Consider the following 15,297-nt stretch of genomic DNA (forward strand, 5'->3'; position numbering starts at 1 on the left):
GTCGCACGATGGTTATGGGCACATATAATGGAAGCAGCTGAGCGGCGAACGGCTTCTTTGTAGACCTCGCGTGGGTGAACTATCGAGGCATTTAGGCTACCGATAAAAACTGTCTGACGATGAATGATCTGATTCTTCGTATTCAAATACAAGCAAACGAAGTGCTCCTGCGAAAGGTATTTCAAATCATTCATTAAAAATTTAGCACCATCTTCCGGTGAACGAATCACGTAGCGATCCTCATGGGTATGACTTGCAAGTCGCCGACCAATCTCAACGGCAGCAAGTAAATGAATCGCTTTTGCTTGACCGATTCCCTTTATTTTCGTTAGCTCTTCAAGCGTGGCGTCTTTCAGTAATCGTAGGCCTTCAAATTCTGCTAGCAGTCTGTTAGCAAGTTGTAGCACTGATTCTTCTTTTGTGCCCGTACCTAAAATAATTGCAACCAACTCGTGGTTCGATAAACTTTGGGGACCATTAATAATAAACCGTTCCCGCGGACGTTCATTTTGTGGGTAATCCTTGATCATAATCGATTGAGTAGTCAACATCTTTCCTCCCTATCGGATTGTGACAGGGAGCAGTTTTTAGAAGAATGATGTCTTGTTACCTACTGTTAATACGGAAGGACATATCCGATTTTTCTTAATTCGCGTACCGTTCTGGAAACAGGCAGCCCGACAACGGAGAAATAATCTCCTGTAATTCCACGGACAAGAAAGCTACCAAATCCTTGAATCCCGTAGCCTCCTGCTTTATCAAACGGTTCACCACTGCGGATATACGCGTCCATTTCTTCCTGTGACAGCTCCCAGAATGTCACATCTGTTTTTTCATAAAACTGGGTTTCTGTTTCTGGGGCAATAATCGATACTCCGGTATAGACGGAATGAGTTTTCCCGGAAAGCTTTTTCAACATCGATAAAGCTTCAGCCTCATCGGTTGGCTTTCCAAGAATTTCTCCGTCATGAACCACCACCGTATCAGAGCCAATCACAAACGCATCTTGTTCTTTCTCAGCGATAAAACTCGCTTTTCGCGATGCCAGCTCCATTACGGCGTCTTCTGGTGTCAATTCCGGACTAAAACTCTCATCGACATTACTGCTGGAAATTTCAAAGTGTAAGTGGAGATTTTCAAGAAGTTCTTTTCGTCGTGGAGAGGATGAGGCTAAAATAAGTCGCTGCATACAATCACCTTTCTAACTATTTGCATTTTAGGGAGATACATCATCATCGTATCAAACTTACAACCTTCTCACAATCTTTAGTCACCTAAAAGCAGAGAAAAAAATCAGGGCCTGTCGAATGCTACGACAGACCCTGTTATTTTGTTGTATTTCCCAGAAAATATACTCGTATAGAATGAGGAAAACACGCTGCATTTGTCATTATTTCCCTAACGATTGCCAAGCAGCAAGAAAAGCTAGATTGGCTTTTTCTAGTGTAGTCTTATCGCTAGATTGAAATGCAGTTGCTGCTGATTCTAAACTTTTCTTAGCAGAGAGAACCTCTTTATTGTTAATTTTCTTTTCATCAATTTCTTTTAGCTGGTTTAGCTGAGCGCTAATCGTATCGGCATTCCCGTTCCCACTTGATAGGTTCGCAAATAGCTCCGGCGCTAGTTTTAACACTGAACTTTCTTCCGTCGTCAAGCCTGCAACGCTAAATCCGGCAAGTTCCAGGGGTTTTGCAAACACTTCTGCCCCTTTGCTTTCAAGCTCGTCTCCTGCTGCTTTCGCTTCTTCGATGGACCCTGCCGTTGCAAGCAGTAAAGCAAATTTCCCGTCCACTGGGACAGCGGCAGCAAAGATTCCTTGTCCCCCGAGACCTTTCGCCGCGGTGTCGGCTGAGTCCTTCGTTGAGAATACTCCACCTTGAACAACGAATGTTGAAATCGCTGGGAGCTCTGCTACTTGTGTTCCAGCTGTTGCGTGTTGATCTTTTTCCTCAGCAGGAGGCGTCACACTCTGCTCGGCGGTTTGTACCTGATCCGATTTAACGATATTAAGAATAATCATCCCAAACCCTAATCCTACAGCTACCGCTAAAAAAATATTCAATGCAACTCCTGGGATGATTGGCGAGTGCTTCCGTGACTTTTTAGTATTTGTTGGCAAACCAGGTAAGCGCAGCCCCCTTTGTTTCGCCGGCTTAGGTTTAAGTACTGATTTATTCCCGGTTACCTCTGTGTCCTTTACTGTCTCTGGTAAAATCCAATCAAAGCTATCTTCAACAGGTTCCTTTGCCGCCGCTGTTTCGTTCCACGCTCTAATCTTTGTTTTGGGGACCACTTGAGCACCTTTGTCTTGGTTATCTTCCTTGATAACCTTTACTTCTTTCTTCCGTTCAACATCCTTATGTGGGCGATCCTTGCCGTTAATCTTGATGGTAATCATTTTGTGCTTGTCCAATGTCAGCCCCTCCCGTTCTTTGCACATAAAATTGGTTTAATCCTATCATATGCACAAAAAAAAAGAACAAGACTTTTGTCGTCTTGTCCGGGAAGTATTTCGTCAAATTTTTTACAAGAGTTAGAAGCCTTAGTCTGTAGCTGTTAAATCAGCGGAACTAGCAAACGGATTCGATTTATTCCCAGGAGCTGGTACTTCAAGCTCTGGAAGCTGATCTTCCAAGTCTTCAAGCTCAGGCATATAAAACGCCGCAAGCGTGATCGAGTATGAAAATTCTTGCTGTTCAACTTCGACATTTGTCAATTCAGTTGTACCAGAAAACGCGACAGACTCAATGACAATTCGGCGATTTAAGCCTTCCAGCGCATCTAAAAACTTCATTAGTTCCTTATAACCAGGCGAAGTCACTGACAAATTAACAGACAGCTTTTTAATTCCTTCTGGGAGCGGAATCGGTTGGTACTGTTGTTCGTCAGCAACTGGCTCGACAGTTTCAGCTTCAACTGTAGTTTCTTCTGTTCCTTCGGTTGTTGCTGGGGTCTCAGCCGTTGCGGGTTCTGTACCAGCCCTAGCTGCTACATCCCCTTCAGCAAAGGACATATTTGCAATAAAACTTTTCGACATGACTTCAGCTTTATTTAAATCTAGGATTAACTGTTCAAGTTGCTGTTTAACCGGAACCTTCTTTTGCAGTTCAGCAACGGTTCCCTCCAATGGGGCCGTTGCTCCAGCAATCTTTGTTTGGATAGCTGCAAGCAATTGCTCTTCTGTCTTAAGTTGGTCCTGCTTATTGCTAACCTCTTGTTTTTTGGGGTTAAGATATAAATAATACGTCCCAAGTATAAAGCCCACCACAACAAGAATGGATGCAAGAAGAATTAACAGTTCTTTTTTCGATAGTCGGAGACTCATCACTCTTCCCCTCCTTCGCTGCTGGCAACTTTACTAGCATTGTTTTGTTGGGCATTGATGAAATCACGGCTTAGCGTAAGTTGGTATTGGCCAATATATCTGGGAACTATTTTATTATTGGCGTCATTTTTCTGTTTAACAACGGTTTGCTCAGTAGATGTAGCTTCAGTATCCTCATCCTGAGAGTCTGAATCAGTTGATTCTTGTTTCTCAGCATCAGTGGACTCAGTTGTTTGCTGGCCATCTTGATTAGTAGACTCTTCAGATTCAAGTTGGTTAGCTGAAACGGAACTTAATTTCACATCCGCGAACCATTCAGAATCGATCAAAGTTTTTAAGTAATATGCAGCTTCTTTACTTGTATCAAATTGAACAGTCATATCGACTGAGCCTATTTCAGAATAAGAAATAGTCTGAATGAATCCACGATTTGGTAGAAGTGCGATAACATGTTCAATAATTGGTACGGTTTTAAGCCGGTCTTCACTTGCCCAGACGACAGCAGACTCAAGCACAGCCACTGAATTAGAAACCTGTCCATCCATCACCTTTGCCTGTTCGAGCTGTGCAATTTGTTGTGTTGTCGAGATTTGATTATCTAAAGTAGCAATTTCACGATTATAGTTCTTCCCTTGGAAAAGGAGATAAGACCCTGTCACCACAATGAGAAAAAGAGCCGTGAGCAGTATCGCAATCATTTTAATATTCTTCTTTTCTTTTTTCGGTAACAGATTGATTTCGACAAGCATGGCTTACACCTCTTTTAAAGCAAGTCCCAAAGCTAGATAATGCGAGGATGGCAATGGTCTATTTTTTTCGGTTGAAATGTTACTAGAATCGAGAATCTCAATTGGGAAATCAAACTGCTTTTGCAATTCCCCCAGAATCGTATCTAAAAATGGATGATCACCCGTCAGAAGAATTTTCGTCAATTCATTTTTCCCTTGATTAAGAGAAAACTGATAGAAGTCAATCATCATATTAATTTCTTTTGTTACCTCTTCAAACTGGAGAACCAACTCTTGCATATCACCTTTGTAGGTCAATTGCTGGAACCCCGTACGACCAACGGTTGTCTCCCATTGTTTATGATCAAACGGAAGATCTTGATGCCGGGTGAAGAACGGAATTTCATTTTCAAAAATACTCATATTCACATGATCTAGATCAAATTGAATAATTAATAGGTTCTCGTTTGAAGACTTCTTAGCTAAGTGATGATAGAGCCGGTAAAGCGCAAGCGAAGATAAATCAGCAGCCACTGGCTTTAACTTTACACTTGAAAAAAGTTCAGAATACGCCATTACGTGCTCCCGATGGGCAGCAAATAACAGAATCTCACGCTTTTCGTCTTGCTCCGGAAGAACAATATAATCGAAAATAGGATCTTCAAATGGAAGATGGATGGTATCGCCAATCTCCATGTACAGATACCCTTGTATTTCATCTATACTAAGATCTGCAGGAACTGGTAGCTTCCGAATCGTAACCGATGGATCCGGAACAAGAAACCGTACCTTGCGTCGCTTAATTTTCCAAACATCAATACATTCCTCAAGAATGATTGCTAGTGTTTCTCGGTCAACGATTTTTCCTTCGTTCACAATTCCAGTTGGTAAATACCGCTCCCCCCATCTTAATGGAGTCGGTTCATCACCACTCTTTAATTCGATATAACGAATACAATGGTCATTCACCACGATATCAACCGGTCGGTTATTGAACAAAAAGAGGGTTGATGCCATTTGTTTACCCCCTCCAATTAACTGTAGAATAAATTAAGATAGGTAGAAATGAGTGTATCACCAAAATAGTAGGCTACTAGTGTTCCAGCAGCAATAAACGGACCAAAAGGAATCGGCTTCCCCTTTTTTACAACTCCGATTGCCATTAAAATCAGACCAACCACAGCACCTAATAGAGTTGAAAAGAAAAAAGATAATAATAGTGTTTTCGTACCAGCGACAAAGCCAATGACGGCAAACAACTTTATATCACCGCCACCCATACCGCCCTTACTAATGAGGGTAATCACGAGCAAAAGGACAAAGCCAATCGCTGCCCCTAAGAGAGAATCCCACCAAGGAGTCAATGGAATAAAAATCCGTTCCAATAAAAAAAGCCCTGCAAAAAACAACAACACTTTATCAGGGATAATCATATAAGCTAAATCGGATACAAAAATAATAATAAATAAAGATATTAGTGTTAGTGCGATAATCAGTTCATAGTTCCAACCGACAACAAGTGGCGCTGTCGCAAACAGCACACCTGTCAAAAACTCAATACTTGGATAAATAGGAGAAATCCGCGACTGACAGCCGCGGCATTTTCCCTTTTGCAAGAAATATGATAGAACCGGTATAAGTTCCCAAGCTCTTAGTTTGTGACCACAAGTTGGGCAGGAAGAACCAGGATAAACGATTGATTTTCCTGCAGGGATTCGGAGACCGACTACGATGTAGAAGGAGCCTAATATCACACCATATAAAAATAAAGCACTTAACATATTTTAATTAGCCATTAATATGCTAGTAACTCAGTTTCTGTAGCAGGAGTAGTCTTGTCACCAACTAGTGTTTCTGAATCATGACTAGCCACTTCGTACGTGTATTTTCCAGTTGTTGTATCTTTTTTCACATTAACTGTAAAACCTGATGCTGCATTATCTAAGTAAGCAGATAGATCAGTGTCACTTAGCACCATAATACCTGGCTTTGTGGCATCCGTGACTTTATGTTGATGTGCAGACATATACATTTTTGCAGAGTTAACAATTTGAATACCTTCAGAAACTTTCGCATCTTTTTCAGTTTTGTTAATTATACCCCCAATTGCAGGTACAGCAATAGCAGCAATAATACCTAAAATTACAATAACTGCTAATAGTTCGATTAGCGTTAAACCCTTCTGATTTTTAAGATGATTTTTTACCATTTTTAACATTTTTTTCTCTCCCTTTTAAAAGTATTTTTTTGTACGTTCAATATATTGAACTTAGTTCTATTATACTATGAGTAATTGTCAAATAAAAAGCATATTTTACAAAATCCAACAAATTCCTAACCAATATGATTGAACATATCGAACATGGGCACCATTATAGCCAATACAATAACGCCAACGATTCCTGCTAAGAATACTATCATCAATGGCTCTATCAAGGACTTTAGCTTATCAGTACTATTGTCGACCTCTTTTTCATAGAATTCAGCTACTTTTGAAAGCATCGCATCTAAAGACCCGGTTTCTTCTCCAATAGAAATCATTTGCGTTGTCAAGGGAGGAAAGGCCCAATGTTCCATCATAGGCCCTGTTAAAGACCGTCCACGCGATAATTCTTCTCGTGAATACCTAATCACACGTGAAATCACTTCATTTTCAACAACATTTTCAACAATTAAAAGGGCCTGTAAAATTGGCACACCTGAGGAAAATAATGAACTTAATGTTCTTGTCATTCTCGCCAAGGCAGCTTTTTGAAGCATTTTCCCAAATAACGGGAGCTTCAGTTTTATTAAATCCATGTGATACTTTGTGCGTTTATCGTTATTTAACAACTTTATGCCAACAATGATACCAATTACTAATAATAAGATTAGCCACCAATATGCTTGAGTGAATTCACTAGAGTCTAAGACAAATTGGGTTATTGCTGGTAATTCAGCTCCAAAATCTTCAAACATCCCAACAAATGTTGGAACAACAGATACAAGCAAAAAGATTATAACAGAAATTGCAATCACCCCAACAACAACAGGGTATGCCATTGCTGACTGTATTTTTTGTCTAGTATGATGCTGTTTCTCAAAATGCTCAGCTAGTCTTTCTAATGTCTCCTCCATATTCCCGCCAGCTTCACCAGCACGAACCATATTAATAAACATTGGTTCAAAAATCTTTTTATGCTTCTCGGCTGCATCTGAAAAGGGTTGACCCTGTCGTAACTCGTTTTCAATATCTTTCAAGGCAGCTGATAGTTTTTTACTATCTGTTTGCATCGCAAGGATATTTGTAGCATCAACAATTGTAACCCCAGCTTTAATTAAAGTTGAAAATTGCCGCAAATAAATAACGATGTCCTGGAGCTTGACAGGATTGCCAATCGCCAAATCTTTCGTCATTATCGTTTCCGCAATTTCCTTTATCTCGACAACCTTAATACCATCACCACGAAGCTGTAAAATCGCCTCTCTTTTTGAGGATGCATTAATTACTCCGGATTTTTTCCCTTTACGAGTCCGGCCCGAATATTTAAACCTTGCCATATTAGCTCACCGACTCTTTTAAGAATGGTTGGCCTGCTTCTTTTGATATAACTCCTGTTTGAATTAACTCTTTAATGCTTGTTTCAAGCGTGATCATTCCCTGATTTCTTGAAGTTTGGATCACTGTTTCAATTTGGTGAATTTTATCATTACGAATTAGGTTGGCAATCGCTGCATTATTCATCATAATCTCCGTTGCGGCCCGACGCCCAGAATTATCAATCGTTTTAAACAAACGTTGTGAAATTATTGCTAATAAAACACCTGCCAACTGGGTCCTAATCTGCGGCTGCTGACCTGGGTCAAAAACGTCGATGATACGTTCAACTGATGCAGGTGCACTTTGAGTATGAAGGGTACCGAAAACCAAGTGCCCCGTTTCAGCTGCTGTTATCGCCGTTTGAATCGTTTCAAGGTCACGCATCTCCCCAACGAGAATGGCATCAGGATCCTGACGCAACGCAGCTCTTAATGCATTGGCGAAGCTTTTTGTATCTGCACCAATTTCACGTTGGTCAATGATACAATTCCCGTGTTTATGCAAGTACTCAATCGGGTCCTCTAGAGTGATGATATGCTTGCGCATATTCGCATTCATATAACCGATCATTGATGCTAGAGTCGTAGATTTCCCACTACCTGTTGGTCCGGTTACTAACACAAGCCCCTGCGGCTTTTCAGTAATATGCTTCAAAACTGCTGGCATTTTTAAATCATCAATCGAAGGAATACTGGTTGAAATAATCCGGATGGCAATCGCAACAACCGCACGTTGCATGAAAGCATTGACCCGGAATCTAGATACTCCTGGGATAGAATAACTAAGGTCAATTTCTCCGGTGTCCTTAAAATCGTCCCATTTATCCTCGGGAATGATAGATTTTGCTAACCCTTCCGTATCGTCTGCCATCAGTACTTCTTTCCCATACCTTTTCAACTCTCCATGAATACGAAACATCGGCGGGACACCGACTGTTATATGAATATCAGATGCCTTCAACTCATGCGCTGCTCTTAAAATTCGATCGATTCTCTCTCTCAATTTTTTACACCTCTACTCAGGAATGGCAACACGTAGTACTTCTTCCGTCGTTGTCATCCCTTGTTTTACTTTTAATAATCCGTCATCAACAAGGAAAATCGTTTTATTTTGGACGGCCACTTGTCTAAGCTTCGAAACAGATTCCCCGTTCATGACCAAACGTCTAATTTCATCATCAACAACAACCACTTCTTGAATCGCCACCCGGCCTTTATAGCCAGACATATTACAGGAAGCACAGCCTTTGCCTCTCATGATTCTCTCAATCTTCAAGCCTCTTTTCGCAAACATTTCAAGTTCACGGTTTGAAGGCTCATGAGCTTCAGCACAATCTCGGCAAACCTTCCTAACTAGACGCTGGGCGACAACACCCGTGAGTGCCGTAGCTACTAGGAATGGTTCCACTCCCATATCTATCAAGCGGTTAATACTACTTATCGCGTCATTGGTATGCAGTGTGCTTAAAACAAGATGTCCAGTAAGTGAGGCACGAACAGCAGTCTCAGCTGTTTCACGGTCACGTATTTCCCCGACCATAACAATATCAGGGTCTTGTCTTAAAATTGCTCGAAGCCCGGCTGCAAAGGTCATTCCTACATTTGAATTTACTTGAATCTGACTAATCCCCTCAAGTCGATACTCAACAGGATCTTCAACGGTAATAATGTTGACACTTTCATTGTTCATCTTATTAAGTGCAGCGTAGAGGGTCGAGGATTTCCCCGAACCCGTTGGACCTGTTATAAGCACAATCCCATTGGGTTTTTCAATTAGTTGTTTAAAGCGAGCAAGATTGACCTTATTGAAGCTTAGCTTTTCAATATCTGTTAAACTACTAGATAGATCGAGGATACGCATAACGACTTTCTCGCCATAAACCGTTGGCAAAGTAGAAACACGTAGATCAATCGGGTAGTATTCGACATTTACTTTGATTCTACCATCCTGCGGCACACGATGCTCCGTGATATCAAGATTGGCTAGGATCTTGATCCTCGCCGTTAAAACACTTTGCATATTCTTCGGCAAGGTCCTTTCTACCCTCAAAATACCGTCCACGCGGTAACGCACAACGACTTTTGTTTCCTGAGGATCGACATGAATATCACTAGCCTTTTGGGTCACGGCGCTTAAAAGAATCTGGTTTACTAGTTTAACAATCGGAGAAGATTCATCCGTTAAGCTCTCCTCTTGATTGGAATCACCGTTTTTCGGCTTCTCCATCATCTCCTCAAAATCTTCATCGACATCATAAAACTTATTAATCGTCCGGACAATATCATCTCTAGTTGCGATAACTTTTTCGATTTGAAAGCCAGTCGATAAGCGTAAATCATCAATCGCAAAGAAATCCATCGGATCGGCCATAGCAACAAGAAGCTTATCTCCATCTTTCCTTAAGGGAACAACAAGATTCCGGCTTGCTGTGTCTCTTGAAATAAGGGAGAAGAGGTTTGTTTCAAAGGGATATCCGTATAAACTGATATGGGGAACCCCAAGCTGAACCTCAAGTACCTCTATGAGCTGCTGTTCAGTTATTAATCCTTTTTGTAATAGCGCATCGCCTAGCTTTTGATTAGGTAATTTATCTTGCAAAGCCATTTGAAGCTGTTCTTCTGTAATTAATCCTGCTTCAACAATCAAATCACCGAGTCGTTTTCTAGTTTGCTTTTGCTTCATACAGAATCACCGCTTCATTCTGATTATTTTTCCGTTTCGTTTGGTTTCCCATAAATGATTTTCCCATCAGATGTTTCATCTTTAAGGGAAGTAGTATCCTCAACTGATTCAGTTTGGGAAGCTGAATCAGTTGTCGTTTCCGTTCCTGCTCCGTCATCTCCCGTTGAGGTTCCGGTTGTAGTTGATGATTTTAGACCATGAACTTCAATTCGCTCAACAGGCGCGTAAAAATCTTCAGAAATGAATTCTTCAGATAAAAATTCATCGTTTTCACCGTATACCTTTCTGATAACATTCGTTAACAAACCATTTCGACCCACTTCCTTCACAGTTTTTTGCGATGGATGAAGCTGGGGACTATATTGAATGATGGTCTTCGGATCAAATTCCTGTTTTCCGGTTTGTTCAACCACATATTTATAGAGCAGAGAACTTCCCTTTAATTGTACGGTCAGAGTAGGATACACCCACTTCAATTCAATCGTGTACTCCGACTTATTCGGATTGGTAAATGCCAAATCTAGATTATTCTTTTGATTTATTTTTGCTTCAAATCCTAATTCGATATAGTTTGGAAGCTGCTGTCCAATATGTCTTTGTATAACTACAAAATTAGTCGGCAAAACAGTTTTATATATGGCCGTTGCAATCATACTTTTATTTGCTGCCGGCATAGAGGTCAGCTTGTTTTCTTCAATTGTTTTTAAGAAAGAAAACTGTGATTCAGCTGGAATCGTAATTGGTGATAACGCAGCTACCCAATCCATCATTGCGACACTAACCTCTTCAAATTCCAAAATCGTTTCACTAATCACAACGGAAGAATCATCAGTTGCCAGGAGTTTACCAACCGCTATATGATGTTCTCCTGATTTCAAAAGATGAGCATAAGAAAGAAGTTCGTTATTAACTTTAGTAAGTTCTTCTTCACCAATGGCTAATTTCGAAGAAAGTTGTTGCAACATAGCCTTCAATTCCTGTGAAGGAATTGAAACTATCATTGGGTTTGCTTGCCCACTTTGAGCAGCAACTACTGATTCTTGCACATCAATCTCAAATATATCTAAATTCACTTGTATTGTTTTCTCTTTGTACATCAGATTAAGTATTGTTCCGTTCTGCCAACTTTGCAAATCATCTGTGACCGACGAAAGTGCCTCATTTCTCGTTTTACCAGAAACATCAACAGAACCAATACTTGTGCCAGGTAAGAACATGTCATCTTCACTCGTCATTGCATTGTATGTCATAGCCCCAAAATGAGAGAAACTATAAATAAATAGGGTACTGACTAGTAATACAACGAACAATTTAATTCCTTGTTGCTTCTTCACCTATGTTTCCTCCCAGACAAGCGGTCTATCCTTATATTAAGCTCTTTTATTTTAGTAGAATCTATGTTAAAAAAACATCGGGAATAAAAGGGAATATAAGACTGCCGATTATTTAATATCTGCTAATTCTTTTTTCTCCTCGATAACTTCTAGTTCATCGTCATCTTCAAGTAGACTATTCCAAAATTCCTCGTCCGAATCAGTAGTTTCCGTTGAGTCGCCCTTACTAATTGTGAAATCATCAAAGTCTAACTCCTCGAGGTCATCTAAATCACTCAGACTGTTAAGGGTATTTCCAGCTTCAATATCAGGCTCACCCAGTTCTGAATCGCTCGATACTGGTAATTTATCTTTATCTTCATCTTCACCTTCACCTTCAACGACCAGCATCTCTTCCACATCTCCAAGGTAAGCATGATCTGATGACTGTGTTGCTACATCAATCTGTTGCTCTTCTGTAACTGCTACCTCAGTAAATGTGGTGAGCCCTAACTCTGTAAAATCTGTATTTTCTTCAACTTCTTGACTAGTGATAAGCGCGTTAGTCCGAGGTTTACCCGCATTTCTCATTGCTTTTTCTAATAATCCCTCTTCCTCTTGATAGAAACCTTCCTTGTAGTCAGAAGTAGCAATATGGTTATATACATTCGGAATATCGCCAAGTACTTGTACACTAGATTCTTCCGAAAGCTCAAATTCATCTTCTTCTGTTACTGGATCTACCACTGGTATTTTCCCAGTTAAAAGATAACTGGAAACCCCAATTAGTAAAACAACGATTAAAATTGTTTGCCACAATGGCATGATTGGTGTAGCGAATAATCCCAACAAAGCAATAACTGATGCCGCCAATAATAACACTAATTTTCCATGAAAGGAAAACCCAAGTGGCAAAAAGTACATCACTGGAATCAAGATTACTAAGGCGATGCTAGCAAATATTAAACTCTCCACTCCTACACCCCTAACAAAATTTTATATATTTCTACTTAATACTATTATATTTAACAAAATTAGACATCCTATTTACTTATTGTATAATAGCGAATTCTATTTTTAAAGAAAATTTAATACTAAAGTAATGGTAAATCTGCTCTATAATTGGAAAAACTTCTTTAAACTTGCGTTGATAGGAGGCTATTTATTGATATAATTCATGATATGATAGATAACAATATAGTGAAGATTACCCGGAAGGGATGGAATATATGAAACAAATCAGTAATGAAAAAGGTGTGACATTACTAGAAGTTGTGCTAGCCATGGCGATTCTATCAATTATTCTTATTTCGTTTCTAAATATTTTCCCTCAGATGGGAATGATGAACAATTTTAACGAAGAGAAAACACAAGGTATAAATACTGCAAAAGAGTTGCTAGTTGAATGGCAAAATTACCCAGAGATGGCGAACTTTCCTAGTAATTCTATTAAAGCTGATATTGAAGTGGACCAAGCAAATTTCTCTAAGATAGGGGAATATAAAGATCATCATGAAGGTGACTATTATTTTTTTGAATATGATCATGAAGTCTCACCAAGTAATACAAAGTATGCTGTAAAAGTTAGAATCCTTGTTGATGAGGAAGTTGACTCAGAACAGACAAAGGCCCATCGGATCTATATAGAGCTCTTAAACAAGGATAGAGGAACTAAGGTCAGTGAGACGTATGGATATATTTTAAGTGACAAATAGGAGATGAAGCTATTGATTAATAACCAGCGCGGAATATCTCTAGTTGAGGTACTCGCAACTCTAGTCATTTTATCAATTATCGGGGGTACAATTTGGAGTATCTTTTTCCAAGGACATAGTTACTCACAAAATGCCATTTCTAAAAATGCTATGCAACAGGAAGCAAATATTATTTTAACAAGTCTAAAAAACGTTCATCAAACAAATGATAAATATACAATTTCCACAATATCTGATTCTAGCTGTGACAGTGTTGATGGCAAAATTGGTGGCAGAATAGAAATTACTGGTATCGAAGATCATAATGGAACTGGTACAATTTCTAACGAGCAAGATAAGGTTTTTAGTAATACCCGTCTTTGTTTCATATCGAGTTTAGAAGAAACTATTAATATAGCAAATAAAAATAATGTACCCTTGACACTAACTATTTATGAAAAACAAAATCCAACTAACATATTAAAAATTAACACGTTACTTTTTCGAATAAAGGAGGAGAAGGTAGATGTCCAAGGTTAGTAATGAGAAGGGATACGCACTTGTAACAGTATTACTTATAATAGTAGTATTTATGATTGTTTTTGTGTCTTTTACCGGCCTGGCATTTAACAGTGTTAAACAAAACGATGTAATTGAGACAACTGCACAATCTATCGATTTAGCTGAAATGGGGGTATCTTATTATCATGTCGCCATTCAAGGAGCATTCGAAGAGGCAAAACAAGAAATCGACAACAACATTGAGAATTATGCCACTGTCGAAGAGGTTAAAGCTGCATTAGTGACTTCTTTACAATCCAAAATAAATATTTTATTTTCCGCCCCTATTGAAGTAAAGGAGGGAGAAGAAGCTGAATTCGTCATTAAAACTACCGAAGGTAAACAACTTGTTGATGGTACTAAGGATAAAATAATAGAAATTAATTATTCTGTTGAGGGTCAAAAAAATGGTGAAACTCCTAAAAAACTCGATGCAGAAGTAGTACTTAATTTACAAGACCTTGTGTTTCAACCTGGAGACCCTGAGACTACAGATGAACCTCCGTTTGTATATACAGTAAACAAGCCTGAGGTACCTATGGATTGTAACTTTAATTATCTACTAGATGAGGGTGACTCCATTCAATGCGAAGGAGTAGTCATAAATACCCCACCCAATTCAGTAAGTTATCCCAAAAACAATACTATAAATGTGTCAACAATTTATGCACCTGATGTTCATTTTACCTTTGACGGTAACATCAATAAGGCTAGTCAATTAACAATTTATGCAGAGTCCCTTACGTTAGGAATGAATTTTAATAGCGGATCAGATTTTATAATAAAAACGGACCAAAATTTAACTATGGAAAGCAATATGAACAATCTTACTAATTCGGAACTTTACATCGGACAAGACTTAATAATGAAATCAAACATGAAGAACTTGGATAATTCAAATTTAAGAATTGCTGGCCATTTAAAAGCTGAAAGTAATGTCGAACTACAAAACACCTCCAAAATATTCATTTACAGTAGAAGTGAAGGCTTTTTACCAGCAGGTAGTTCCGAAAAATCATCTATCGTTGATCAAGGATTAACCATTCAAGAAGATTCAGTGATGTGTGTTGATGGAAATATATTTCTTGGTGGTACACCTCATATTTTAGGTAAATTAATCGTGAGTGGAAACGTCAATCGGACGGGAACTAACATTATCCAACTTGATAGTGAAGAAGAACGTGTTCTCTACAATTCAGAGGATTATTGTGATGGTTTCTTTAATTTTTCTAACCTTAATTGGGGAAATGCGAATACAGCAATAACTGATGTTACTTATAATTAATTTAGTTGACAAAAAAGGATGGGATATGGTGCCTTTGCACTTAGCCCATCCTTCTTTATTTATTTGGCTTTGTTATTTAATGTACTCCACCAACCGATTTATTTCTTCGAAGTCCAGCAAGGAGTCTAT

At 39.1% G+C, this 15,297-nt stretch carries 15 protein-coding genes and 1 pseudogene; 3 read left to right on the forward strand and 13 right to left on the reverse strand.

Translation table 11 applies throughout. The features are described from left to right. Positions 1-8: 8 nt before the first annotated feature. The 13 genes and pseudogenes from radC to BMX30_RS03600 all read right to left on the reverse strand — a co-directional run. Positions 9-530, reverse strand: a pseudogene (radC, locus tag BMX30_RS03540) (RadC family protein); the annotation flags it as partial. A gap of 86 nt (positions 531-616) precedes the next feature. Continuing rightward, on the reverse strand, positions 617-1,189 hold the full coding sequence (locus tag BMX30_RS03545; RefSeq protein ID WP_090741262.1) for a Maf family protein: 573 nt from the start codon (positions 1,187-1,189) through the stop codon (positions 617-619). A gap of 201 nt (positions 1,190-1,390) precedes the next feature. Beyond that, the gene (locus tag BMX30_RS03550; protein WP_090741264.1) at positions 1,391-2,413 is read right to left on the reverse strand and encodes an SPOR domain-containing protein; all 1,023 of its coding nucleotides are present in this window, start codon (positions 2,411-2,413) and stop codon (positions 1,391-1,393) included. A gap of 129 nt (positions 2,414-2,542) precedes the next feature. Next, a complete protein-coding gene (locus BMX30_RS03555) occupies positions 2,543-3,325 on the reverse strand; it encodes a hypothetical protein (RefSeq protein WP_090741266.1) in 783 nt (260 codons plus the stop codon). After that, entirely contained in the window at positions 3,325-4,074 is a 750-nt protein-coding gene (locus BMX30_RS03560) for a PilN domain-containing protein (RefSeq protein WP_090741268.1), read from the reverse strand. Before BMX30_RS03560 ends, BMX30_RS03555 begins: the two co-directional genes overlap by 1 nt. Positions 4,075-4,077: 3 nt before the next feature. After that, positions 4,078-5,070: a type IV pilus biogenesis protein PilM gene (gene pilM / locus BMX30_RS03565; RefSeq protein ID WP_090741270.1), complete on the reverse strand. Its 993-nt coding sequence runs from the start codon at positions 5,068-5,070 to the stop codon at positions 4,078-4,080. Between the two features lie 17 nt (positions 5,071-5,087). Next, positions 5,088-5,834, reverse strand: a complete 747-nt coding sequence (locus BMX30_RS03570; protein WP_090741272.1) for a prepilin peptidase — start codon at positions 5,832-5,834, stop codon at positions 5,088-5,090. Positions 5,835-5,848: 14 nt separating this feature from the next. Further along, positions 5,849-6,271 carry a type II secretion system protein gene (locus tag BMX30_RS03575; RefSeq protein ID WP_425283733.1) on the reverse strand — a complete coding sequence of 141 codons (423 nt, stop codon included), beginning with the start codon at positions 6,269-6,271 and terminating at the stop codon, positions 5,849-5,851. 116 nt (positions 6,272-6,387) lie between these two features. Beyond that, positions 6,388-7,593 (reverse strand): type II secretion system F family protein, encoded by a 1,206-nt coding sequence (locus BMX30_RS03580; RefSeq protein ID WP_090741274.1) that lies wholly within the window; start codon positions 7,591-7,593, stop codon positions 6,388-6,390. A 1-nt stretch (position 7,594) separates the two neighbouring features. Beyond that, positions 7,595-8,635 (reverse strand): type IV pilus twitching motility protein PilT, encoded by a 1,041-nt coding sequence (locus BMX30_RS03585; RefSeq protein WP_090741276.1) that lies wholly within the window; start codon positions 8,633-8,635, stop codon positions 7,595-7,597. Positions 8,636-8,647: 12 nt separating this feature from the next. Further along, on the reverse strand, positions 8,648-10,315 hold the full coding sequence (locus BMX30_RS03590; RefSeq protein WP_090741278.1) for a GspE/PulE family protein: 1,668 nt from the start codon (positions 10,313-10,315) through the stop codon (positions 8,648-8,650). 23 nt (positions 10,316-10,338) lie between these two features. Next, complete coding sequence (locus BMX30_RS03595; protein ID WP_090741280.1) at positions 10,339-11,649, reverse strand: VanW family protein; 1,311 nt, start codon at positions 11,647-11,649, stop codon at positions 10,339-10,341. A gap of 108 nt (positions 11,650-11,757) precedes the next feature. Then, positions 11,758-12,603: a hypothetical protein gene (locus tag BMX30_RS03600; protein WP_090741282.1), complete on the reverse strand. Its 846-nt coding sequence runs from the start codon at positions 12,601-12,603 to the stop codon at positions 11,758-11,760. 254 nt (positions 12,604-12,857) lie between these two features. Between BMX30_RS03600 and BMX30_RS03605 the strand changes: the two genes are divergently transcribed. Genes BMX30_RS03605 through BMX30_RS03615 form a run of 3 tightly spaced genes read left to right on the forward strand, consistent with a single transcriptional unit; the run spans position 12,858 to position 15,168 of the window. Next, complete coding sequence (locus tag BMX30_RS03605; RefSeq protein ID WP_170843781.1) at positions 12,858-13,343, forward strand: type IV pilus modification PilV family protein; 486 nt, start codon at positions 12,858-12,860, stop codon at positions 13,341-13,343. Between the two features lie 12 nt (positions 13,344-13,355). Then, positions 13,356-13,862, forward strand: a complete 507-nt coding sequence (locus tag BMX30_RS03610; protein ID WP_170843782.1) for a type II secretion system protein — start codon at positions 13,356-13,358, stop codon at positions 13,860-13,862. Further along, a complete protein-coding gene (locus BMX30_RS03615; RefSeq protein WP_090741288.1) occupies positions 13,849-15,168 on the forward strand; it encodes a hypothetical protein in 1,320 nt (439 codons plus the stop codon). The genes BMX30_RS03610 and BMX30_RS03615 overlap by 14 nt, the downstream gene beginning before the upstream one ends. Positions 15,169-15,297: the final 129 nt, after the last annotated feature.

This window comes from Mesobacillus persicus (assembly GCF_900109925.1).
Taxonomy (GTDB): Bacteria; Bacillota; Bacilli; order Bacillales; family Cytobacillaceae; genus Mesobacillus_B; species Mesobacillus_B persicus.

Coding starts and splice junctions, on each gene's coding strand:
- BMX30_RS03545 (WP_090741262.1), bottom strand. CDS start 1,189: ATGCAGCGACTTATTTTAGCCTCATCCTCTCCACGACGAAAAGAACTT.
- BMX30_RS03555 (WP_090741266.1), bottom strand. CDS start 3,325: ATGAGTCTCCGACTATCGAAAAAAGAACTGTTAATTCTTCTTGCATCC.
- BMX30_RS03560 (WP_090741268.1), bottom strand. CDS start 4,074: ATGCTTGTCGAAATCAATCTGTTACCGAAAAAAGAAAAGAAGAATATT.
- pilM (WP_090741270.1), bottom strand. CDS start 5,070: ATGGCATCAACCCTCTTTTTGTTCAATAACCGACCGGTTGATATCGTG.
- BMX30_RS03570 (WP_090741272.1), bottom strand. CDS start 5,834: ATGTTAAGTGCTTTATTTTTATATGGTGTGATATTAGGCTCCTTCTAC.
- BMX30_RS03575 (WP_425283733.1), bottom strand. CDS start 6,271: ATGTTAAAAATGGTAAAAAATCATCTTAAAAATCAGAAGGGTTTAACG.
- BMX30_RS03580 (WP_090741274.1), bottom strand. CDS start 7,593: ATGGCAAGGTTTAAATATTCGGGCCGGACTCGTAAAGGGAAAAAATCC.
- BMX30_RS03590 (WP_090741278.1), bottom strand. CDS start 10,315: ATGAAGCAAAAGCAAACTAGAAAACGACTCGGTGATTTGATTGTTGAA.
- BMX30_RS03605 (WP_170843781.1), top strand. CDS start 12,858: ATGAAACAAATCAGTAATGAAAAAGGTGTGACATTACTAGAAGTTGTG.
- BMX30_RS03615 (WP_090741288.1), top strand. CDS start 13,849: ATGTCCAAGGTTAGTAATGAGAAGGGATACGCACTTGTAACAGTATTA.